Below are 20,985 nucleotides of genomic sequence, written 5' to 3'. Positions count from 1 at the left end.
CCTATTTATTTTTTCAGCAGCTTTTGTCCTTTTTCCGTCGCTTTTTGGATGGCTTCGTCTACGCTAGCCTGACCCAAAACGGCACGCTGGATCTCGGTCATGATGACTTCCTGCAGTTCTTTATAGCCAGGTACCATCGGACGTGGAGAAGCGTATTCCAGCTGCTTTACTGCCACTTGGAAGTTCGGCTCTTTTTCATAGGCCTTCTTCATATCTTCGGACTCGACTGCTTCGGTCGTTACAGGCATGTAGCCGGATTCCAGAGAGAACGGAATCGTTTGCTTCGTATCTGTCATCCACTGCATGAATTCCCAGGAAGCTTTTTTCTCTTCATCGCTGGATTTAGCCAGCATGACCAGGTTCGCTCCGCCTGTTGGTGCACCAAAGTTTTTGTTCGCTGGCAGGAAAGCTGTTCCCAAATCAAATTTGGCATTTTCTTTCAAAGAGCGCAAGTCCCCTGTCGAAGTGAAAATCATGCCGACTTGTTGATTGAGGAAATCCTGTTTGGCAACATCCCATGCGTTGTACTTCTCACCTGGAGGTGCCTTCATGACACCTTCCTTCAACATCCCTGTCCAGAATTCCAGCGGCGCTTTACCCGCTTCTGTGTTGATCGCCAGCTCTTTGTTGTCGTCCGTCAGGATTTTACCGCCACTTTGGAATACAAGCGCTTCGTAGAACCAGATGTCAATTGGAGTAGAGAAGCCGTAGGTAGCTGTCTTGTCTCCTTCTTTTTTCGTCATAGCCTGAGAGAATTGACGCAGCTCCTCCCATGTTTTCGGTCCATTCGGGTCGAGTCCTGCTGCCTTCAGCATGTCGCGGTTCAGGTACAAGAGCGGAGTCGAGCGGTTGAAAGGAATGGCGTACAGTTTGTCTTTCCAGTAGGAGTTCCCCAGAAGTCCAGGAATGTACTTCTTCTCCGCTCCGTTCGCGTATGGTCCCAGATCCTCCAGCACTTTCGCATCCGCGAATGCACCGATCGAGCCTACCTCTACCATGGTCACATCAGGCTGGTTCCCGGCAGATACAGAGGCCAGTACCTTGGAATGGTTTTCATAGTAGCTTCCTTGGTACGCGGGCTTTACCACAATATCTTTATGCGAGGCGTTGAAGTCCTTGACCATCTTTTCGATGTATTCCCCGTTTTTGCCGCCGAGCGCATACCAGAAGTCGATTTCCACCGGTTTGCCTGCACTCGCAGTCTGTCCTTGCGGCGCTGTGCTTCCACCCGATTGCGTATTCGTGCCTGCCGCTTCCTTGCTGCTTCCACACCCTGCCAGAACTGCTGTCACGCTAAGTACACACGCCAACATGGATACCTGTAACTTTTTCACGAATAGATCCTCCTTTTAATGGATACCGCTTATTTGGACTGATAGACAAACGCGCTGATAATGTGCCGCTGTGCGAAGAAAAAGACGACGAGGATGGGCAGGACGAGAATCATGTTGCCTGCCATGATGACGTTCCACTGCTTGCCGCCTTCCGCTGCCTTCAGCATCGAGATCCCGATCGGCAGCGTACGCACACTATCACTGTTCGTCATGATCAGAGGCCAGAAGTAATCATTCCAGTGGTAGATAAAGCTGAACAATCCAAAGGTGACAAGCACCGGCTTTGCCATCGGAACCATGATGGTCCACATGATTTTCCATTCCGATGCACTGTCGAGACGTGCAGCCTCGATGACTTCATCAGGTACCTGCATGAAGGCTTGGCGCAAGAGAAATATCCCAAATGCGCTGGCGCCAAACGGGAGAATCAGCGACCACAAAGTGTTGACCAGCCCCCAGTGGCTCATCTCCACGTAGACCGGCAAAAAGATAACCTGCGAAGGAATCATTAAGGCAATCAGACTCAGACCAAACAGCAGGTTGCGTCCCGGAAAACGATACCGGGCAAAGGCATAGGCAGCGGGCACCGCAATCAGAAACTGCAGAATCAAGATGCCGCCAGCCACCAAAATGCTGTTCATGACGTAGGTGACGAACGGTCCGGAGCTCCAAGCGATACGGAAGTTCTCGAATTGCCAGGACTCGGGCCACCATGTCGGTGGAAACTGATAGACCTCCGGCATGGTTTTAAAGGCAGTCAAGAACATCCACAGAAACGGGAAGACAAAGACGAGTCCGACAGCTGCCAGCAGCACCCACTCTACCGTTTTCCATGCGGTTCTTCCTACTTGCAACATGAGCGAGTCTCCTTTCTGGTTGAATGTCTTACCGATAATGAACTCTTTTCTCCATCAAGCGGAAGTGCAGCCAAGTCAAGAAGCCTACCATGGCGAGCAGGATGACTGACGCGGCAGAGGCAGCACCGCCGTTGTAAAAGTCCATGCCTTGTTCATAGATGTAAAAGACGAGCATGTTGGTGCTGTTGACCGGCCCACCCTGCGTCATGATGTAAATCGTGTCGAACACCTGAAAGGACGAGACCGTATTGATGACGAGCAAGAAAAACATCGTTGGTGAAAGCATCGGAATGGTAATGCGTGTCAGCGTCCGCCACCAGGGAGAGTGGTCTAGGTCCGCCGCTTCGTAGATATCTTTCGGGATACTTTGCATCCCAGCGATGAAGACCAGCGTGTTGTACCCCACACCCTTCCAAATGCTGACCAGGATCAGGGAGACCATCGCGCTCTTCGTGTCTGACAGCCACGAGTACCCGGGCAATCCCACCATCTCCAGGATGGCGTTCAACAGACCGTACTGCGGGTCCATGAGCCACATCCACAGCATCGCGATGGAGACGAGTGACACGATGTGCGGGCTAAAGACAGCTGCCTGGACAATCCCGAATACTTTTGCCTTCCGATTGAGCCAGAGCGCCAGCATAAAGGACAGGAGGATCCCCAAGCCAACCGTGACGACGGTATAGATGAGCGTATTGCCCAATACCTGCCAAAAATCTTCCTCCGCCATCAACGCCGTAAAGTTACCGAGCCCAACCCACTCCATCTCTTCCAGGTTCAGCAAGGACCAGTCAAAAAAGGACAAGTAAATCACATAGCCGATGGGAAAGAAGAAGAAGAGGGCAAAAAACAGCATAGCAGGAGCGACATACAGGTATGGTCGAAGCCGCTCCATCCAATCGATGGGGACTTCCGCTGCTTGATTACTCGTTCCGGAAAGCTCTGGTGCAGCTACCGCTTTGTGCATCAGACCATCCCTCCAGCCAATGCATGCTGACCCACTCGCCCAACGCCTTTCCCTATCCGTTTCCCGGTTGCCCGATCAAACTCGTAAATGTTAGCGGCATCTACAACCACTTGTACGTGGGTACCCATTTGGATCGAAATTTCCGTATCGACTTTGACGACGATGCGTCCTTTTTCCGTTTCCACGTGGCAAAGTGACTCCGCTCCCAGGATTTCACGCGAGATCACCGTTCCTCGCAAAACGCGCTGCTCGATCGATGAGGCAGGTGCTGCAGACTCGGCAAGCAGCTGCGCCTTCTCTGGGCGGAATCCCCATACTACCGCACTGTTTTCCTCATCTTTCACAATGTTCATCGCCGGAGAGCCAATAAACTGGGCGACAAACAGGTTGTCCGGTTCCTGATACAGCTCCAGTGGTGCTGCCACCTGCATGATATTGCCTTCACTCATGACGACAATCTGATCGCCCATCGTCATCGCTTCCACCTGATCATGCGTCACGTAAATGAACGTGCTGCCCAGCTGCTTATGCAGACTCGTCAGCTCTACCCGCATCTGGTTGCGCAGCTTCGCGTCCAGGTTGGAAAGCGGTTCGTCCATCAAAAACACTTTTGGCTTCTTCACCATTGCCCGCGCCAATGCCACGCGCTGACGCTGACCGCCAGAGAGCTGGGACGGTTTGCGTTTGAGGTACTGGGTCAAGCCGACGATCTCCGCAATTTCCTCTACGAGAACTTGGCATTCTTTTTTCGAGGTGCCACGATTTCGCAATCCGTAGGCAATGTTGTCGTAGACGTTCATCGTTGGGTACAGGGCGTAGTTTTGAAACACCATCGCTACGTCCCTTTTTCCCGGCGGCAGCTGATTGACCGTTTGATCCCCGATCAAGATCTCGCCGCCTGTTGCGCTCTCCAACCCGGCGATCATCCGCAGCGTCGTAGATTTCCCGCATCCCGAAGGTCCTACCAGAACCGTAAACGATCCATCGGGAATCAGGAGATTAATCCCTTTTACGACCTGTTGATTGGCGAATGATTTGGTTACTTGATTTAACACCACTCGTGCCATCTGGATCAGATCCCTCCTTGCATTTTTACAGTCAGCATCTCACCAACAAAGGCTTCAAAATCAACGAAGCGGTAATCCGGAACGGCATGCTGCCACTCTTCTGGTCCATACCATTCCAGCACGACTGCCTGTACGTTTGCTCCCACAGCGGCCAGTACATCGAAACGGCTGTCGCCAATCATCATGGCCTGCTCCGGGCGTCTCCCCAGCTCAGCTAGCGCCTTTTGGACAGGCTCAGCAGAAGGCTTGCCCTGGGAGACATCGTCTACGGTGACAATCGACGCAAACAGATGGTCAATTCCGGCCAGCTCCAGCCCGGCCAGCGCAAATTCGCGCTGCTTGTTGGTGACAATCGCCAGTTCATAGCCTGCCGCCAGCAGCTTCTCCAAGCCTTCGCGCACAAACGGAAAGAGCTTCACATGCTGCTCGTGATTTTCCCGGACATAGGCGAAATAGTCATCGAGCACTTCTTTTTTGTCCGGCATACCCGCTGCCTCTGCTACGGCTGCGAGAAAGTCGTCAAACGATTCCCCAAAGCGTCCGAGCAGCTCCTCCCGGCTAAAATGACCGGGTGCGTATTTTTCTGCTGTATGGGCAACGGCATCGATCACGGCGTCTCGACTGTCCAAGAGTGTCCCGTCGAGATCAAACAACAGGGCGTGAATCATGTACAAAATTCTCCTTCCACAATGAGGGGCTACCTACGGAGACAGCTGTCGCACCATGCTGTAGTACACGCTCCATCTGCTCTCGCTTGCGGATCAGGCCACCTGCAATAATCGGGGTATCCAGCATGCTTCTGTATTCTTCGAGAAATTCTGGCAATAGACCCGGCATCAGCTCTACAGCGTCAGGCTGTGTTTCCTGAATGGATTGAAGCCCGGACTTCAGCGCATCGCTGTCTACCAGAAAATGTCGCTGTATCGTCAGCAGACCTTGTTTTTTTGCCAGCTTGATCAAGGTATTCCTCGTCGTTACGATTCCATCTGGCTTAACATAATGGGAAAGAAAGGCGATTCCTTCCCGGTCGTAGCTGATTCCGCCGACACGCTCCAAATGGATAAACACGGGAATGTCGCGGCTTTTGAAAAAATCGACGTAACCTTTGATCACCCCGATGTTTCCGATGGAGAGAACGACTGCACTCAGATTTGCCTCTGCGGCTTTTTCCAGGTACTTCGCTTCCTTCACCGAAGCAATCAGCTTGTAGTGATCGAGTCTTGCGAGGAATTCCGTTGCATTCATTTGTTTGTCCTCCTTTGCGCATAGCAAAAAACCCTGCGAAACAACAATGCCAAAGAACTCTCGAGGAAAGTGCTTGGGTGTTGCTGTCGGGGGTTTCTCCATGGCTCCAACCGAGGGAATCTGTTCACTTGTCACTTAGAATGGTACTCCAGCAGCGTTAAGGTAACGTGAAGGACATGTTAAAAAAGGGAAAAGGAAATGTGAATTGACAGAATGAGTGAACCACTCTTATCATAATCTATATTCAAATAATCAAATATTCAAAGATAAGAAGGGTTCTATCATGAAGTGGACAGGAAGATTCGAAGGCTATTCGATGCAGTCGTTTCGAAAGGATTGTGTTTCTGGTTTCATCGTAGCTGTTATCGCGCTGCCACTCGGAATGGCGTTTGCGATCGCCTCTGGAGTCAAACCGGAGTATGGCATTTACACCACCATTGTCGCGGGCATTTTGATTTCCCTGTTCGGAGGGTCGCGCTTTCAGATCGGCGGTCCCACTGGAGCGTTTATCCCCATTTTATTTGCCATCGTCATGCAATACGGGTATGAAAATCTGCTGATAGCCGGACTCATGGCAGGGATCCTGCTTGTCATCATGGGGGTGCTCAGGCTCGGCGCTTTGATCAAGTACATTCCTCGGCCGGTGACTGTCGGGTTTACCGCAGGAATTGCTGTCATCATTTTCAGTGGGCAAATCGTACACTTTCTGGGCCTTCGCGACATTCAGAAGCATGAGGACTTCCTCTCCAATATGAAGGAGATCGTGCTTCATCTTTCCACTCTCAACCTGTACAGCATCACGACAGCGTGCATTTGCTTCGCTCTCATCCTGTTGACGCCGCGGATTTTCCCAAAAGTCCCTGGTTCCCTCATCGGCTTGGTTATCTCCACTCTCGTAGCTGTGCTATTATTTGAAGAGAACGTCGCCACGATCGGTTCAACATTTGGAGCTTTTCCCGGCACACTGCCTTCTTTTCATTTTCCCGAAATCACACTCGAACGCATCCAGACCTTGTTGAATCCTGCGCTGGTCATCGCTCTGTTGGGAGCTGTCGAGTCTTTGCTGTCTGCAGTAGTGGCTGACGGCATGTCCAACCAAAGGCATAACAGCAATCGGGAGTTGATCGGTCAGGGGATCGCGAATATCATCACGCCCCTGTTCGGCGGCATTCCGGCTACAGGAGCCATCGCCCGTACAGCTACCAATATCAGAAGCGGCGCTGCCTCTCCTCTGTCCGGTGTGATTCACGGGTTCATCGTCTTGCTGATACTGGTCTTATTTGCTCCCTATGCCTCACACATTCCGCTGGCAAGCATGGCACCTATCCTGATGCTGGTGGCATGGAACATGAGCGAGCGCAGGGAATTTCTTCGTATACTCAAAACCAAGACCAGCGATTCCATCGTCCTTTTGATTACATTTCTTCTTACCGTATTTACCGATTTAACCCTTGCTGTTGAAGTTGGGCTGGTTCTAGCCATTCTCCTTTTCGTCAAACGGATGAGCGGATCGCTGATGATTGCCAAAGCACTGCCAGATCCAGACAGCAAACACCAGAAGGTCATGCCTCACATGGTTTCAGCCGTGCACGACTGCCCGCAAATCAGCATCTTCACGATTGAGGGCCCCCTGTTCTTCGGGGATGCGAGCCTGCTTGAAAAGTCTATTCTCAGCAAAGCTACGTCTTCGTCCGGTATCCTGCTTCTGCGTATGGGAGGAGTTCCTTTTCTGGACACCACGGGGGAGGCAAGTCTAGCGAGCATTGTCCGGCACTTTCACTTGCAAGGCGGAACGGTGCTTTTTTCCGGCTTGCGGGATCAACCCAAAGCTCTTTTGAAACGCACTGGCCTCTACGAAAGAATCGGGGCGAAGAACGATTTCGCGCACACCGGAGAGGCCATCGACAGTGCCCTGACCAGACTGAATCATGCAAAATGCCTGGGCTGTCAGCATTTTGTCTTTCGTGAGTGTTCCGCACTATCCGATCAGGGAAACATCAGGCAGACTGCAGCTGCCCAGAACCGGGAGCTGCCTGCGGATTCTTAAAGATGGAGGATTCTTTCATTGAATTTAGAACTGCAACAGTTTAAAGCTGATTTTTTTAAAGCCTTGGGTCATCCGTTGCGCATTCGCATTTTGGAGCTCTTGTCCGAGGGAGACAAAAATGTAAACGAGCTTCAAACCCTGATTGGCAGTGAGGGGTCAGCCGTCTCCCAGCAGCTCGCCGTCCTGCGAAGCAAAAACATCGTGCACGGAACAAAAGACGGCAACAAAGTGACCTACTCCCTGCGTGACCCGATGATTATAGAGCTCTTGTCAGTGGCCCGCCAAATTTTTAACAACCACCTGATTGATGCCATTTCGATGCTAGACCGTTTCAACGAAGATTAGCGAAGTCCCCACACCATAGAAAAAGCCCAGGACCCTATCAAATGTCCTGGGCTTTTTCCCCTTTTTCACTACACGCTAATGACGGCATCCAGAGCGATCAAGGCTTCTGCTTCAATGGCCTTGGCCAAAGTTTCCGTATGCGGATTGTAATCCTGCAGCAGGTCAGCATCAGCAAAACCGTCGATGGCCAAAATAGATCCGGCTTTCATCCCGCGCAAGGCTGCGATGACAAACAGCGCGGAGTTCTCCATCTCAACAGCCAGTACTCCGGCTTTTTGATAGAGCTTGTGCGGGAATTCCAGTACACCGTTGTAGAAAACGTCCAGCGTCAACGTGATGCCTTCTGCGATGTGGAGACCGGAATTGCTAGACTTTGCTGCTTCGACCAGCGCCCCTGCCACTTGGCGATTTGCGATTGCCGGAAATCCTGGAGGCACGAGCTGGCTGGTCAGTCCATCCTGGCGAACAGCTGCCGTGCTGATGACGAGGCTGCCCGGTTGGATCTCCTGTTGATAGGAGCCAGCCGTGCCCACGCGGATGATGACTTCTACTCCGCCTTTTGCCAATTCCTCAAAGCAGACTGCCGCCCCTGGCGAACCGACGCCATGGCTGACAATCGCCACCTCAACGCCCTTCCATTCCCCTGCGTAGCTATGATACTCCCGGTTTTCCGCCAGCTGGCGGTGATTGCCCAGCTTGGACGCGATCAAAGCCGCACGCTTCGGATCCCCACACACAATGACGCGCTTTGGCAGCTCGGCGGGATTTATCTTCAGATTCGTCAGCATCTTAATCAAACTCCTTTTTCTCCCACTCGTCTTCCGGAATCGGCAACGCTTCTCCGGAGAACCGCTCTTCTAAAAAAGGATCCCCATTTATATGAAAGCCGTTTTGCTCCCAGAAGCCAGGTTTGTTTTCATCGATAAATTCAAAGCCGCGCAGCCACTTCACACTCTTCCAGAAATACAGATGCGGCACGACTAGACGCAGCGGCCAGCCATGCTTGTCCGTCAGAGGCTCTCCGTCCAACGAATGCGCCAACAGGACATCCTCGCGATCCAAATCGCTGAGAGGCAGGTTGGTCGTATATCCTTGGTCGCCATGCAGCATGACGTAAGAGCTTTTCGGCGTCACTCCGATCGCCTGCATGAAATCACGGAAGCGAACCCCAGTAAAGGCATTGTCAAAACGGGACCAACGCGTCACGCAGTGAATATCGCGGGTAACTGTCGACTGCGGCATATCCATGATCTGTTGATAAGTCAAGGTCACTTCCCGATCGACCTCTCCAAATACGCGAAGTGTCCACTCGTTCATGTCGTAGACAGGCACTTCACCTTCATGGAGAATCGGAAAACGCTCCGTCAGCACTTGCCCAGGCGGGAGACGCTTTGCCAATGCCGGATCGACTGTCGGCACCTTCATTCGTTTGATACGTTCTGCCTTGTTCATCACGCACTCCTCCTTTTGTTTTTCTCGTTGTGATCAGCGAGAGCTTTGCCCCCTGCCCCCTGCCTGACTTTTCTCTTTGACAAAGAACATCGCAATAATCGTCAATACGTAAGGCAGCATAGAGGTAAACTGTGTCGGAAGGGAAAGGCCTTGCAGACGGATACTGAGAGCATCCATCAAGCCGAACAGGAAGCTGGACGCCAGAATTCCGAGGGGATGAGATTGACCCATCATCATCGCTACCAAGGCGATAAATCCACGACCCGCAGTCATTCCTTCCGTAAACATCGTCACCTGCCCCAAAGACAGCTGCGCCCCTGCGACTCCGCAGAGAATTCCGCACATCGTGATCGCCAGCACCTGCAGCCCTGTCACTTTGAGACCGAGACTGCGAGCGGCTACCGGACTCAGACCGACAGCAAGCACACGAAAACCGGTGACGGTCCGGTAAAAGAACAGATACAGCACAATCGCCGCGATAAAGGCGAGGTAAACCAGCGGTGAATGTCCGGAGAATATGTCCCCTAGCACCGGAATGTCTTTGATCACTGGAATGTCCAGCTTGGGCAGTCCCGCCATCTCTTTATCGTAAAACGCGCCCTTCACTCCGAAGATTGCTCGCAGCGCGAACGTCGTCAAGCCGAGTGCCAAAAAGTTGATCGCTACCCCCACGACGATTTCGTTTGCCCGAAGTCCAATCGTCATATAGGCGAATAATAGGGAGAACAGCACACAAACCAATGCTGCAAACAGGATGGCTAAAAACAAACTCCCCGTAAAGTGATTGCCCACGATCGCCGAAAAGGCACCGACCAGGACCAGCCCTTCCAGCCCTACGTTAAAAATACCTACACGCGCGCACAGCGCTCCACCCAATGCCGCCAGCAGGATCGGCGTAACCATCCGAATGGTCGAACTGATGAGGGACCAATCAAGCAGCTCCATGTGATTCTCCCCCTTTTGCCTTGCGTTTTTTCCACCAGTCATAGCTGAACTTGGCAGAAATGAATAGAATCAGCACGGCCTGGATGACGCTCGCCAGCTCCAGCGGAACCTCCGTATTTCGTTCGACCCCCATCGCTCCGGTCTGGAACGCAGCCAGCAGAATCGATGTGAAAATAATGCCGATCGGATGGGAATTCGCGAGCAGCGTCGCCATCATGCCCGTCCAGGCAAAGTTCGGAACGGTCAGCGCCCCATCTACAAAGCGATAGTGCGATCCAAAGACTTCTACCGTTCCGGCCAACCCAGCCAAACCGCCGCTGGCAAACATCCCTGTCAGCATGACCTTGATCTGGTTAATCCCCCCGTACCGGGCAAACAACGGATTTTGACCCAGCATTTTGACCTCATAGCCAAACGGCGTGAACCGAATCACCCAGAACAATAGGAGAGCAGCCGCTATCGCAAAGAAAAAGCCTGCGTGCACGCTCATCCCGGAGAACAGCTTGGGAAGCCATGAGCTTTTATCCAGCATCAATGTCTGCGCAAGAGCCGCCGAGCCTGTCCGATCCTGAAACGGTTCGGTCACCAGGTAGCTGGCGAAAAGCACGGCAATATAGTTGAACAAAAGCGTCGAAATGAGCAGCGGAATGCGGAACCTCGCCTCCATAAATCCGGCCAAAAGCGACCACGCCCCGCCCACTGCAATCCCTACGATGAGTCCTGCCAGCATTTTCACGATTCCTGGGGCTGGCAAATAGATCGCGACGAGTGTCGCACTGATGGCACCAAGCACCATCTGTCCCTCTGCTCCCAGGTTAAACACGCCTGCGCGGAAGGCCAAAGCGAGCCCGAGCGCAATCAGCATGATCGGTGTCGCACGTGCCAGCGTGGAAGTGAAGAAATAAAAGCTGCCAAAGGCCCCCTTCCACATTTCCTGATACGTCCCGATGACCGATTCGCCTACCGCCGCAATCACGATCGCTCCGGTCAAAAGCCCGATCATGACGGCGAGTATCGGCTGAACCAATGACTTACACAGCTCTCTGATCGCTGCCATGAACGTTTCCTCCTGCCATCAACACGCTGATTTTTTCTTCTGTTGCTTCCGATCGTGCCAGCTCTCCCGCGATCCGCCCTTTGTACATCACCAAAATGCGGTCTGACAACGCGAGAATTTCGGACAGCTCAGACGAGACGAGCAAGATGCCGTCTCCGCTGTTTCTCTTTTCGATAAGCGCTTGATGAATGTATTCCATCGCGCCAATATCCACGCCGCGAGTCGGTTCAGCTGCAACCAGCAAGGGGGTTTCCTGCCCCAGCTCTCTTGCGACGATCAGCTTTTGCAAATTCCCGCCAGAAAGATTGCCCGCCAGCTCTTGCAGCTGCCTGGAGCCGGTTTTTATCGCAAAGCGGTCTACCCATCCGCGAACCACCTGGCGGAACGCATCGCGCAGGATGACGCCGCGCCGGTAGTAATCAGGCTTGCGCTGATAGCCCATCAACGCGTTTTCCTCGACACTTTCCTGCTTCGCGGTTCCCCACATATAGCGGTCTTCTGGAATGTGCGCCAGCCCTGCCTGACGGATCGACTCTACGGACTTATTGGTCACATCGGCACCCGCCAAATGGATCTTCCCTGCCTGCACAGGCCGCAATCCACTGATCACTTGCAGCAGCTCAGACTGTCCGTTGCCGGATACACCTGCGATTCCTACGATTTCACCGTGATGAACGGCGAAGCTCACGTTATCCAGCAGGGTTTGCTTCTCTCGCACAGTCACTTGATCTACATGCAGCAGTCGTTTTCCCTCCAAAGGGATGCGCTGGCTCAGCTCTTCCAGCTCTCTGCCTACCATCAGCCTCGCCAGATCGTCGACATTCGTCTCGTGCCGGGAAACGGTCCCGGTCACACGGCCTCCGCGAAGTACGGTAATACGATCGGATACCTCCATAACCTCCTGCAGCTTATGGGTAATCAGAATGACGCTTTTTCCGCCTGCCGCCAAATTCCGAATCGTCTGCAGCAGGTCTTTTACCTCCAACGGTGTCAATACAGCCGTTGGTTCGTCGAGCACGATGATATCCGCCCCCTGATACAGCACCTTGAGAATCTCGACTCTTTGCTGTTCACCGACCGAGCAGGTGGAGACCCGTGCCTGTGGGTTGATCGGAATGCGGTATTGCTCGCTTAAAGCACTTACTTTCTCCACAGCTTCCTTGCGTCGGAAAAAACCTGCCTGCTTGGGCTCGTAGCCAATCACGATATTTTCCGCCACACTAAACTCTCCAAAGAGCATGAAGTGCTGGTGTACCATGCCAATCCCGTTTCGTATCGCGTCGTTGGGACCGCGAAAGGATACCGGTTTCCCGTTGAGAAGGATCTCCCCTGCCGTTGGCTGCTCCATCCCGTACAGCATCCGCATGAGCGTGGTTTTCCCGGCGCCATTTTCCCCGACGATCGCATGCACCTCGCCCGCCTCCAAGGTGAGCGACACTTGATCGTTGGCCGTAAATTCTCCGTACTTCTTGGTCATCTGCTTCATTTCCAAACGATGTGTCATTCCTGCTCCTCCTCCTCTTGATGCAGCCGAAATACACAAGCGACCGACTACACAGCTGTAGTCGGTCACCTAAATGCACGAATGCTGCCAGCTATTCGAACGAGTCAGGAACTTTTCGCGTACCTGCTACGATCTCGTCATTGATAGCCTTCACTTTGTCGATTACTTCCTGGCCGATGAAAGCGTTCAGCGGCGTTTTGCTTTCGTGGGTCACATAGGTTACGCCCACGCCTTTTTCTTTCAATCCGTAGGTCACTACGCCTGGCTTGAAGCTGCCTTCAACGAAAGACTTCACGGTCTCGTAAGCTGCCGCATCTGTACCTTTCAACTGGGACAAAACGATGTGCTCAGGGTCAATCGTGGTACGGTCAACGTCCTGTCCGGAAGTGAAGAAGCCTTTTTCTTTCGCTGCTTCAAAAACACCTAGATCCCCTACAGCTGCAGCGCCGTTAATGAAGTCAGCGCCTTTGGACGCCTGGAGCAAAGCAAGCTCTTTCGCTTTTGCCGGGTCAGAGAAGCTGCCCACGTAGTTTACGAGGAATTCTGCATTTGGGTTGGTCGCTTTCATCCCTTCCTGGAAACCGCCTGTCCATTTTTTCAGAAGAGGAATATCCATAGCGACAACCATTCCCACTTTGTTTGTTTTCGTTGCCAGTCCAGCCGCTGCTCCCATCAGGTAAGCCGCTTCCTGCTCGCGGAAGGTAACGCTGCGTACGTTTGGCAAATCAACAACGGTATCGATGATCGCGAAGTTTTTATCCGGATTTTCGGCAGCTACTTTTTTCAAGGCATCTTCAGATTCAAACGAAGACGTGATAATCAAATCGTAGTTTTCAGCCACAGCTACGCGCAGGTTTTCTTCAATCGCGCCATGGTCAGTGGATTCGATGCTTTTTACTTCTGCACCAAACTCTTCGCCTGCTTTCTTAGCGCCTTCGTCCATTTGCTGGAAGAACGGGTTCACCCCGATTTTCTCTGGCAGGATCAGGGCAATGCGTTTTTTCGCTGCTCCCTCTTGTCCCGCTGCTTGTCCTTCTGCTTTATCTGCTGGAGCGCTGCTGCCTCCTGCCGAGCATCCTGCTGCCAAAACGGCGAATGTGGTCAAAGCCAACAATAATTTCTTCATGGTGTTCCCCTCTCTACCTGGAGCGTTTATATTCGTTCTTATCTGTCCACTTATGTAATGTACGGTTTTTACGCCAAAAAATCAACAATAATTACGTACATTTCATTAATAATTACAGTTAATGTTCGTAAATAAGATAAAAACGTTTAGAAGTACAAAAAAACTCTTCCCTTGAGGAAGAGTTTGCGTCCTGAACGGTCCTCTTCCTCATCTTCCAAGACATTTACCTGTCTTGTAGGAATTGGCACCAGTCTGTACAAGGTACAGTGGTTGCCGGGCTTCATCGGGCCAGTCCCTCCGCCGCTCTAGATAAGGCAGTAAATCTATAGGATTATAGTCAGATATATTCTAGCAGAATTTTTCAAAAGTGCAATGATTATTGCAAATCTTTTTACTGCTTGTGAAATGTCTGCTGGAGCCGATGCGACAAAGTGTTGAGCTCACCCAGCTCTTCGGTGATTTCCCGTACCCTTTGATGCTGATTCTCTGCGGTGGCAAACAGCTCCTCCAGATTGGCTACCGACTCTTCGGTGACTGCGGTGATCGTCGACATTTCCATCGCTACTTCACTCGAGCGCAGCTTGACCCGGTCCATGCTGGAACGCACATGCTCTGCAGCTGCCAGGAAGTGAACCATTCCTGCCCGCACGGCTTCAATCGATTCAACCGTTTTAACTGCTAGCTCTTTTCCTTTAGATACAGAGGTTTCCCCGTTTCCAATATGGAGGACCGCATTCTCGCTTTCCTGATGGAGCGACTTCAAAATCTCCGTGATTTCCTGTGTGGCCGTCGCACTTTGTTCGGCCAGCTTCCGCACTTCATCTGCGACTACAGCAAAGCCTCTGCCATGCTCTCCTGCACGGGCAGATTCGATCGCCGCATTCAGTGCCAACAGGTTGGTTTGCGTCGCGATCTGGTTAATGGCCCCTACGATTTCCTCAACTTTATTGGCCTGACGATTGAGCTGATGAATAGTTGAGGCGGCCACATTTACAGCCTCCACGATCTGATCCATCTGCTTGGACAGCTCATTCATCATGCTCACACTTTCCGTCAGCCGCAGATTGTTCTGGTCAGACTCTGCCTTCATAGCATTCGTCTGCGTCGTGACACCCACGATTTCCTGGTCGATCGACTGGACTTCCTCCTCGATCTTCACCGTCGAATGAGCCTGCGACTCCATACCCGTTGCAACCTCTTTAAAGGCGAGCATCATGTCATCCGTATTGCGTTTGGTTCCTTCTGCATGCACATGTACGTGCTCCGTCGTGCGATCCAGCTGCTCGGTCATCACTTCGATGTGTTCGAGCATTTCTTTCAAACGCTGTTCTTTCTCTTCTGCTTCCTTTCGGGCAGCGTTCGCTCTCTGCAGCGATGCTTGTCCAGCCAGACACAGGTACGTCACAGCTGCCATCATCATCAAGATAGCAACAATCCGTACAGCGAGGTTGATCTCGGTATAATCACCGGTAAAAATCTGATAGGTGCCTGTGTAGAAGCCCACGAGCGTGGCGATGATCTGCGTAATCCCAGCAAACACCACCAGCTTCCAGTCCAGATAAGCAGCCAAAAAGCCCATTACGATAAAGGCGAGAAAGGCAACTTCCTGCTCTGAGCTAAAGTGATCAAATGAAATAGCATAAAACATGAGTCCAATCGCGACGAGATAACGGATAACCGTGCTGTTCCTACGAATGAAATAATAGGGCGATACGATCAGGGTCACCAGCAAACCTAACGAACTGACCATCCAGAAATTTACGTTTTCCTGGAAGGCGATCAGTCCGGCCATCCATAAATGATTCCACAAAACAAAGATCATAAAGCCTTCTTTGTTCGTCAAGGTATTCCGTATTAACTGAATCATCAATGTCCCTCCTTACTTTTCGATTGGTATTTCCCCTCCATTATAGATGGTGGATTGTTCCAGTGGATGTGAAATAAATGCGAACGCTAGAAACCACTTTCCCCCTATCCGAATAGGCTGTTATGACAGATACCTATATGAGAGAAGAAAGGACTAAAAAAAGTGGATTTGAACCGTCTTCCCGTTACCGTTTTGACGCGCACCATCACGCGACCGGGTACATCCATCTACTACCCGCAGCTGACCGGTCTTGCCAATCAGCAGGCCGAAACACAAATTAACCGAGCCTTACTGCAAACCGTCCAAGGCCTGATTCACGAACAGCAAAGAGTACAGGTCCAAGGAAACACCCAGATGCAGGGCAGCTACGAGATCAAAAATAACCAGCGCGGCATCTTCAGTGCAACGATGAACAACTACGCCTACACCCCGCAAATGGCACATGGGATGACCTTCCTCGGATCCGTCTCGGCAGATGTCGACACCGGAAAGCTGTATGCCTTGCGGGACCTCTTCAAACCGGGCAGTGACTATATTAAAGTCCTGTCCACCATGATCAAAGCCCAAATCAAGCAGAGACAAATCCCGACGCTGAGCGATTTTACAACGATCAAGCCCGACCAGGACTTTTATCTCGCGGACAAAACCTTGGTCATCTATTTTCAGCTTTACGAAATCACGCCGTACTATGTCGGATTCCCCATGTTTCCCATCTCCGTGTACGATTTGGAGCCGATCATCAAAGAGGATGGGCCACTTAGTATTTTGGCAGCGAGTTAGGAAAGAATCGAAACGAAGGCGAGCTGATGCGCTGGAAAACAGTCGTCAGCTTTCTTTATGGCAGAACTGTGGACGAGTGAGGCTTATCCTACTACTCAATAAACAAATAAGTATTTACTTATATGATTGGAACTGTTACTATGTAAAATGTACATATTTACTTAAGCAAGTGTATGGATTATCGGACCCGCTTTTATGGAGGAAGGATACTCATGCAATATTACGGACATAAAATCAGCAAAACTGCCAGAGTTTTCAGCAAAAAACTCAATAACGTACTCTCCCCTATGGGGCTCTACAGCTCCCAGTGGGGAATCCTCATGTGCCTGCACTATCGGAGTACGTTGACGCAGGTACAGATCAGCAATTACCTGGACGTAGAAGCCCCAACGATTACTAGGACGTTGACTCGCCTGGAGGAAATGGGCTGGGTCATTCGTGCAGAAGGGGAAGACAAACGGGAGCGTTACGTATCCCTCTCCCCCCAAGCCCAAGCCAAGTTCCCCGAGTGGCTCGATGCCGCCATTCAGTTGGAGAAGGCTGCCCTGCGCGACATTCCCGAGGAAGATTTAGCTACGTTTAACCGCATCCTGCAAAAAATGAACGACAATCTCAACAATCTGCAGCTTGCTGAATCCGAATCGGAACAGGATTCTGCGATCTCTTAAAGCAACAAGGCTTCCATTCCTGAGTGATGTTCATGCAGGAGGGGAAGCCTTGTTCATTTGAAAATGCTGTTTGCTATTGCATGCGCTTGATCATGTTGCGCGCCATCCATACCCCGGCAGCACCTGCTTGCGCCAGACCGCGTGTAATACCCGCACCGTCCCCGCCGCAGAACAAGCCTTGAATTTCGGTTTCGAATTCCTCCGTAAGCTTTGGACGAGCCGAGTAGAATTTCGCTTCTACCCCATAGAACAAGGTGTGCTCAGAGGCGATCCCCGGAGTCACTTTATCCAGCGCCTCGACCATTTCAACCAAGCTCTTCATCGTATTGTACGGGAGCACCAACCCGAGGTCACCCGGTACAGCCTCCTTCAGGGTCGGTTCCAGGAAGCCTTCGCGAATGCGGGATTCTGTCGAGCGGCGACCGCGCATAATATCGCCAAACTTTTGGACGATCACGCCGCCGTTGGACAGGTCATTTGCCCGCTTGCAGATTTCCCGAGCGTATTCGTTTGGTTTATCAAAGGGCTCCGTAAAGGTGTGGGACACCAAGAGAGCAAAGTTGGTGTTGGTCGAGCCGAGAGCCGGGTCTTTGTACGAATGTCCATTGGCCGCCATCACTCCGCTGTGGTTCTCTACCACGACGTGCCCCGATGGATTGCTGCAGAACGTTCGGACACGTGTGCCTACGGACGTATTGAAAATAAATTTCCCTTCGTACAAATGCTCGTTGATTTCGCGCATCACGACGTCAGAGGTCTCGACGCGCACCCCAACGTCCACCTGATTGTTGTACATTTTCAAACGGCGCTTTTTCAGGATGCTCGTCAGCCAAGCCGAGCCATCTCGTCCAGGTCCAATCACGACAAAATCGCTTTCGAACTCCTCCCCGTTTTTCAGGACGACCCCTTTTACCTGATGCCCCGTTTCTGCCTTGACCGTAATAATGTCTTCTACTTCCGTCTTAAACATCATGTCGATCCGGTCCTTCAGGAATTCAAAAATTGATTGCAAAATTTGCAGGTTTTGCTCGGTTCCCAAGTGACGCACCTGAGCGCGCAAAAGCTTCAATCCCGCTGCATAGCCGCGTTGCTCGATGCTTTTGATCGTTTCAGTCGTCGGATCGGTAATCATCTCTGTCGCTCCGTGCTCCAGGTTGATCGAGTCTACGTATTGAATCAGGTTCAGGACAGTGGAAGGACTCAGGTAATCGGTCATCCAACCGCCGAACTCTGTCGTAATATTAAATTTCCCATCGCTGTAGGCACCGGCTCCACCGAACCCACTCGTAATCGAACAGGCTGGCAAGCATCCGGAAAAATCCTTTTTCCCTGCAGGCGGCGGACAGAGCTTGATTTTTTCCTCCAAAATGGGGCAGCGTCTGCTGTAGATGTCATGCCCTTTGTCGATCAGCAAGACCTTGGCTTTTGGCCATTTGCGAGTCATCTCATAACAGGTAAAAATCCCTGCTGGACCTGCTCCTACCACGATCACATCATACTTCTTCATGTTCGTTTCCCCCTTGTGAGCATGCAAAAAATTCCCGGCCGACGAATAGGGTATGTCAAGAACAACCCCATTCGTAGCCGGGAATTTACGGTTCCCTGTAGAGACCCTCAAACCATATTTCTGAGGATATACGAATTGTTAGATTCATCAAAACCAGTTATGTGCTATCAACAATTTGTATCATAACGGCTACTGTGAATCATGTCAATAAGAGTACGCCCATTTATTCGTGTTTACAAAAAATTAGCATCCATTAGGCACAAAAAATCACGATAAAAGACCTAAAATCCGAACATTAATTCCGAACGTTCGTTTTTTCTTGCAAATCATTCTCCACCGTTCGGCAGGAAACTACAGAAAAAGAAGGAATAGGTAGAAATTTACCACTCATATAGTCATTACAAGCTGATAAAAAGGGTGAGGCTAAGCACATGCGGGATTATCGCTATTATCAGTCTCTGTTTTCCGGAATTCCGAAGCCTTTTGCCTTCATCGATCTGGATATGCTGGAGGAAAATGCCCAGCAAGTGCGACTTCAGAGCAACGGAAAGCAGATCCGGATCGCGAGCAAATCGATACGCAGCGTCGCCATTCTCCAGCATCTTTTGCAATTGGACGAGTGCTTTACCGGGCTCATGTGCTACTCGGGACCGGAAGTGCTCCATTTGTGCGCCCACGGCATGGACCAACTGCTGCTGGGCTATCCGATTTGGGAAAAGAGCTGGCTGGAAGCGATTGCGGGCGAGGTAAAAAACGGCCGCAGCATTACACTGATGATCGACTCTCTCTCGCATGTGGAGCATGTAGAACAGCTCGCCCGCCGCACGGGGGTTCGTCTGCCTGTCTGCCTGGATGTGGACATGTCTTCGGATCTTTTTGGTCTGCACTTTGGCGTCTGGCGCTCCCCGATTCGTTCCCTCGAGGCTGCCCGAGATGTCGTACGCCGCATAGCCGCCTCCGATCATCTGTACCTGGACGGCATCATGGGCTATGAAGCGCAGATTGCAGGTGTCGGTGATCGATATCCTCGCCGCTTTTTCAAAAATACTGTCATCCGCCTCTTGAAGCAGCATTCCGTACGGGAAATAGCCGAGCGCCGTGCGATGCTGGCAAGCGAGCTTCAAAAGCTGGGGCTATCACCCCGCTTTGTGAATGGAGGCGGCACCGGAAGCCTGCACCTGACTGGGAAGGAAGAGGCGGTCACCGAACTGACTGCCGGCTCCGGTTTTTATTCGCCCGCTTTGTTTGATTACTATCAGGACTTCCGATTTCATCCCGCAGCCGGGTTTGCTTTGGAAATTGTTCGTCAGCCTGCCGCAAGCATCTACACCTGCGCAGGCGGTGGCTACATCGCCTCTGGTGCAGCAGGAAAAGACAGACTCCCCCTTCCCTACCTGCCCCAAAAGGTAAAGCTGCTTCCCAACGAAGGGGCGGGCGAGGTCCAGACTCCGATTCTCTACCGGGGAACGGAAACCTTGCAGCTGGGGGATCCAGTATTCTTTCGCCACGCGAAGGCAGGAGAGCTATGCGAACGCTTTTCACGACTGTACTGCGTGTCAGGCGGAAAGATCGTTCGAGAAGTCACTACGTACAGGGGGGACGGTTTGTGCACACTGTAAAGCTCGATACCAAGCGCTGGTCAAACTGGGCCGGCAACGTCAAGAGTCAGCCTCTGCAAGTCGCTGTACCAGACTCATTGGAGGATGTCGTGTCCATCGTCCGCGACTGCAATAGGCGTGGTCGGCTCGGGTCACTCCTTTACCCCCATCGCCCAAACGGACGACTGCCTGCTTTCGCTTGATCGTCTCACAGGTCTGTACGCGGTGGATCCTGCGGAACGTACCGTTGAAGTCTCCCTACTCCGATACCGCCCAGGTCAAATTCATGGATGAAACGACAGAGCTCACCCAGGTGAACCAAGACGATATCTGGCTCAGCCCTGCTTATGGGCGTGACAGTGCCCACATCGCCGTTCATATGTACAAAGGAATGCCCTATCAGCCCTATTTTCAAAGGATAGAGGCCATCCCCCACCTCGAATATTTTCTCGCCCTTCGCACTCATATGGATCCCGATGGCCTTTTCCTCAATCCGTACTTGTCCGAGCTTTTTGGTGTTCCCGTGCGTACATAGCTCGCATCACTTTTGTTGATATACGCAAAAAATTCTGATAGATTGAAAATAATAGGGATTGAAAAACATTCGAAGCATTCTTCG

General features: G+C 51.7%; 20 protein-coding genes, 1 pseudogene and 2 riboswitches. Of the genes and pseudogenes, 7 read left to right on the top strand and 14 right to left on the bottom strand.

Annotated features, from left to right (window positions below; all coding sequences use genetic code 11):
- Nucleotides 1–5 precede the first annotated feature (5 nt).
- Genes ACLIN2_RS28870 through ACLIN2_RS28845 form a run of 6 tightly spaced genes read right to left on the bottom strand, consistent with a single transcriptional unit; the run spans nt 6 to nt 5,470 of the window.
- Nucleotides 6–1,313, bottom strand: a complete 1,308-nt coding sequence (locus tag ACLIN2_RS28870; RefSeq protein ID WP_092268458.1) for an ABC transporter substrate-binding protein — start codon at nt 1,311–1,313, stop codon at nt 6–8.
- Nucleotides 1,314–1,363: 50 nt separating this feature from the next.
- A complete protein-coding gene (locus ACLIN2_RS28865) occupies nt 1,364–2,191 on the bottom strand; it encodes a carbohydrate ABC transporter permease (RefSeq protein ID WP_122926546.1) in 828 nt (275 codons plus the stop codon).
- A 28-nt stretch (nt 2,192–2,219) separates the two neighbouring features.
- Nucleotides 2,220–3,158 carry a carbohydrate ABC transporter permease gene (locus ACLIN2_RS28860; protein WP_400583365.1) on the bottom strand — a complete coding sequence of 313 codons (939 nt, stop codon included), beginning with the start codon at nt 3,156–3,158 and terminating at the stop codon, nt 2,220–2,222.
- Nucleotides 3,158–4,225: an ABC transporter ATP-binding protein gene (locus ACLIN2_RS28855; protein WP_327931258.1), complete on the bottom strand. Its 1,068-nt coding sequence runs from the start codon at nt 4,223–4,225 to the stop codon at nt 3,158–3,160. Before ACLIN2_RS28855 ends, ACLIN2_RS28860 begins: the two co-directional genes overlap by 1 nt.
- Before the next feature lie 5 nt (nt 4,226–4,230).
- Entirely contained in the window at nt 4,231–4,893 is a 663-nt protein-coding gene (locus ACLIN2_RS28850; RefSeq protein WP_122961053.1) for an HAD family hydrolase, read from the bottom strand.
- Nucleotides 4,871–5,470 (bottom strand): glycerol-3-phosphate responsive antiterminator, encoded by a 600-nt coding sequence (locus ACLIN2_RS28845; protein WP_411502856.1) that lies wholly within the window; start codon nt 5,468–5,470, stop codon nt 4,871–4,873. The genes ACLIN2_RS28850 and ACLIN2_RS28845 overlap by 23 nt, the downstream gene beginning before the upstream one ends.
- A 283-nt stretch (nt 5,471–5,753) precedes the next feature.
- On the opposite strand from ACLIN2_RS28845, the gene ACLIN2_RS28840 reads away from it, so the two are divergent.
- Together ACLIN2_RS28840 and ACLIN2_RS28835 are read left to right on the top strand one after the other, a co-directional pair.
- Nucleotides 5,754–7,517, top strand: coding sequence for a SulP family inorganic anion transporter (locus ACLIN2_RS28840; RefSeq protein ID WP_411502855.1), 1,764 nt, complete (start codon nt 5,754–5,756; stop codon nt 7,515–7,517).
- Between the two features lie 18 nt (nt 7,518–7,535).
- Nucleotides 7,536–7,862, top strand: coding sequence for an ArsR/SmtB family transcription factor (locus tag ACLIN2_RS28835; RefSeq protein ID WP_400583374.1), 327 nt, complete (start codon nt 7,536–7,538; stop codon nt 7,860–7,862).
- 68 nt (nt 7,863–7,930) lie between these two features.
- On the opposite strand, the gene ACLIN2_RS28830 is transcribed toward ACLIN2_RS28835, so the two are convergent.
- The 7 genes from ACLIN2_RS28830 to ACLIN2_RS28800 all read right to left on the bottom strand — a co-directional run bounded on the left by ACLIN2_RS28830 (nt 7,931) and on the right by ACLIN2_RS28800 (nt 15,813).
- The gene (locus ACLIN2_RS28830; RefSeq protein ID WP_301170292.1) at nt 7,931–8,650 is read right to left on the bottom strand and encodes a nucleoside phosphorylase; all 720 of its coding nucleotides are present in this window, start codon (nt 8,648–8,650) and stop codon (nt 7,931–7,933) included.
- Nucleotide 8,651: 1 nt separating this feature from the next.
- A complete protein-coding gene (locus ACLIN2_RS28825; protein ID WP_092268374.1) occupies nt 8,652–9,314 on the bottom strand; it encodes a sulfite oxidase-like oxidoreductase in 663 nt (220 codons plus the stop codon).
- A 33-nt stretch (nt 9,315–9,347) separates the two neighbouring features.
- Nucleotides 9,348–10,259, bottom strand: a complete 912-nt coding sequence (locus ACLIN2_RS28820) for an ABC transporter permease (RefSeq protein ID WP_122961048.1) — start codon at nt 10,257–10,259, stop codon at nt 9,348–9,350.
- On the bottom strand, nt 10,246–11,316 hold the full coding sequence (locus ACLIN2_RS28815) for an ABC transporter permease (RefSeq protein WP_411502854.1): 1,071 nt from the start codon (nt 11,314–11,316) through the stop codon (nt 10,246–10,248). Before ACLIN2_RS28815 ends, ACLIN2_RS28820 begins: the two co-directional genes overlap by 14 nt.
- On the bottom strand, nt 11,291–12,820 hold the full coding sequence (locus ACLIN2_RS28810) for an ABC transporter ATP-binding protein (RefSeq protein ID WP_411502853.1): 1,530 nt from the start codon (nt 12,818–12,820) through the stop codon (nt 11,291–11,293). The genes ACLIN2_RS28815 and ACLIN2_RS28810 overlap by 26 nt, the downstream gene beginning before the upstream one ends.
- A 91-nt stretch (nt 12,821–12,911) precedes the next feature.
- Nucleotides 12,912–13,946, bottom strand: a complete 1,035-nt coding sequence (locus ACLIN2_RS28805; protein ID WP_092268378.1) for a BMP family lipoprotein — start codon at nt 13,944–13,946, stop codon at nt 12,912–12,914.
- A 204-nt stretch (nt 13,947–14,150) separates the two neighbouring features.
- Nucleotides 14,151–14,262: riboswitch (SAM riboswitch) on the bottom strand.
- A 75-nt stretch (nt 14,263–14,337) separates the two neighbouring features.
- A complete protein-coding gene (locus tag ACLIN2_RS28800; protein WP_092268379.1) occupies nt 14,338–15,813 on the bottom strand; it encodes a methyl-accepting chemotaxis protein in 1,476 nt (491 codons plus the stop codon).
- A gap of 162 nt (nt 15,814–15,975) precedes the next feature.
- Here ACLIN2_RS28800 and ACLIN2_RS28795 point away from each other — a divergent pair, with 162 nt between their 5' ends.
- Both ACLIN2_RS28795 and ACLIN2_RS28790 read left to right on the top strand, forming a co-directional pair.
- Nucleotides 15,976–16,593, top strand: coding sequence for a DUF3298 and DUF4163 domain-containing protein (locus ACLIN2_RS28795; RefSeq protein WP_092268380.1), 618 nt, complete (start codon nt 15,976–15,978; stop codon nt 16,591–16,593).
- 212 nt (nt 16,594–16,805) lie between these two features.
- A complete protein-coding gene (locus ACLIN2_RS28790; RefSeq protein WP_092268381.1) occupies nt 16,806–17,261 on the top strand; it encodes a MarR family winged helix-turn-helix transcriptional regulator in 456 nt (151 codons plus the stop codon).
- A 73-nt stretch (nt 17,262–17,334) separates the two neighbouring features.
- Here the strand turns inward: ACLIN2_RS28790 and ACLIN2_RS28785 are convergent, their stop codons facing one another.
- Nucleotides 17,335–18,768: an NAD(P)/FAD-dependent oxidoreductase gene (locus ACLIN2_RS28785; RefSeq protein WP_411502852.1), complete on the bottom strand. Its 1,434-nt coding sequence runs from the start codon at nt 18,766–18,768 to the stop codon at nt 17,335–17,337.
- 54 nt (nt 18,769–18,822) lie between these two features.
- A riboswitch (purine riboswitch) is annotated at nt 18,823–18,922 on the bottom strand.
- A 277-nt stretch (nt 18,923–19,199) separates the two neighbouring features.
- On the opposite strand from ACLIN2_RS28785, the gene ACLIN2_RS28780 reads away from it, so the two are divergent.
- The 3 genes and pseudogenes from ACLIN2_RS28780 to ACLIN2_RS28770 form a co-directional block, all read left to right on the top strand.
- Entirely contained in the window at nt 19,200–20,387 is a 1,188-nt protein-coding gene (locus ACLIN2_RS28780) for an amino acid deaminase/aldolase (RefSeq protein WP_411502851.1), read from the top strand.
- Nucleotides 20,375–20,569 (top strand): hypothetical protein, encoded by a 195-nt coding sequence (locus ACLIN2_RS28775; RefSeq protein WP_411502850.1) that lies wholly within the window; start codon nt 20,375–20,377, stop codon nt 20,567–20,569. Before ACLIN2_RS28780 ends, ACLIN2_RS28775 begins: the two co-directional genes overlap by 13 nt.
- A 110-nt stretch (nt 20,570–20,679) precedes the next feature.
- Nucleotides 20,680–20,901, top strand: a pseudogene (locus ACLIN2_RS28770) (D-arabinono-1,4-lactone oxidase); the annotation flags it as partial.
- Nucleotides 20,902–20,985 lie beyond the last annotated feature (84 nt).

The sequence above is a fragment of the Brevibacillus centrosporus genome, from assembly GCF_046622605.1.
Lineage (GTDB): Bacteria > Bacillota > Bacilli > Brevibacillales > Brevibacillaceae > Brevibacillus > Brevibacillus centrosporus.
Note: the sequence above shows the minus strand (reverse complement) of the source record. Positions and strands in the feature narration are given on the sequence as shown.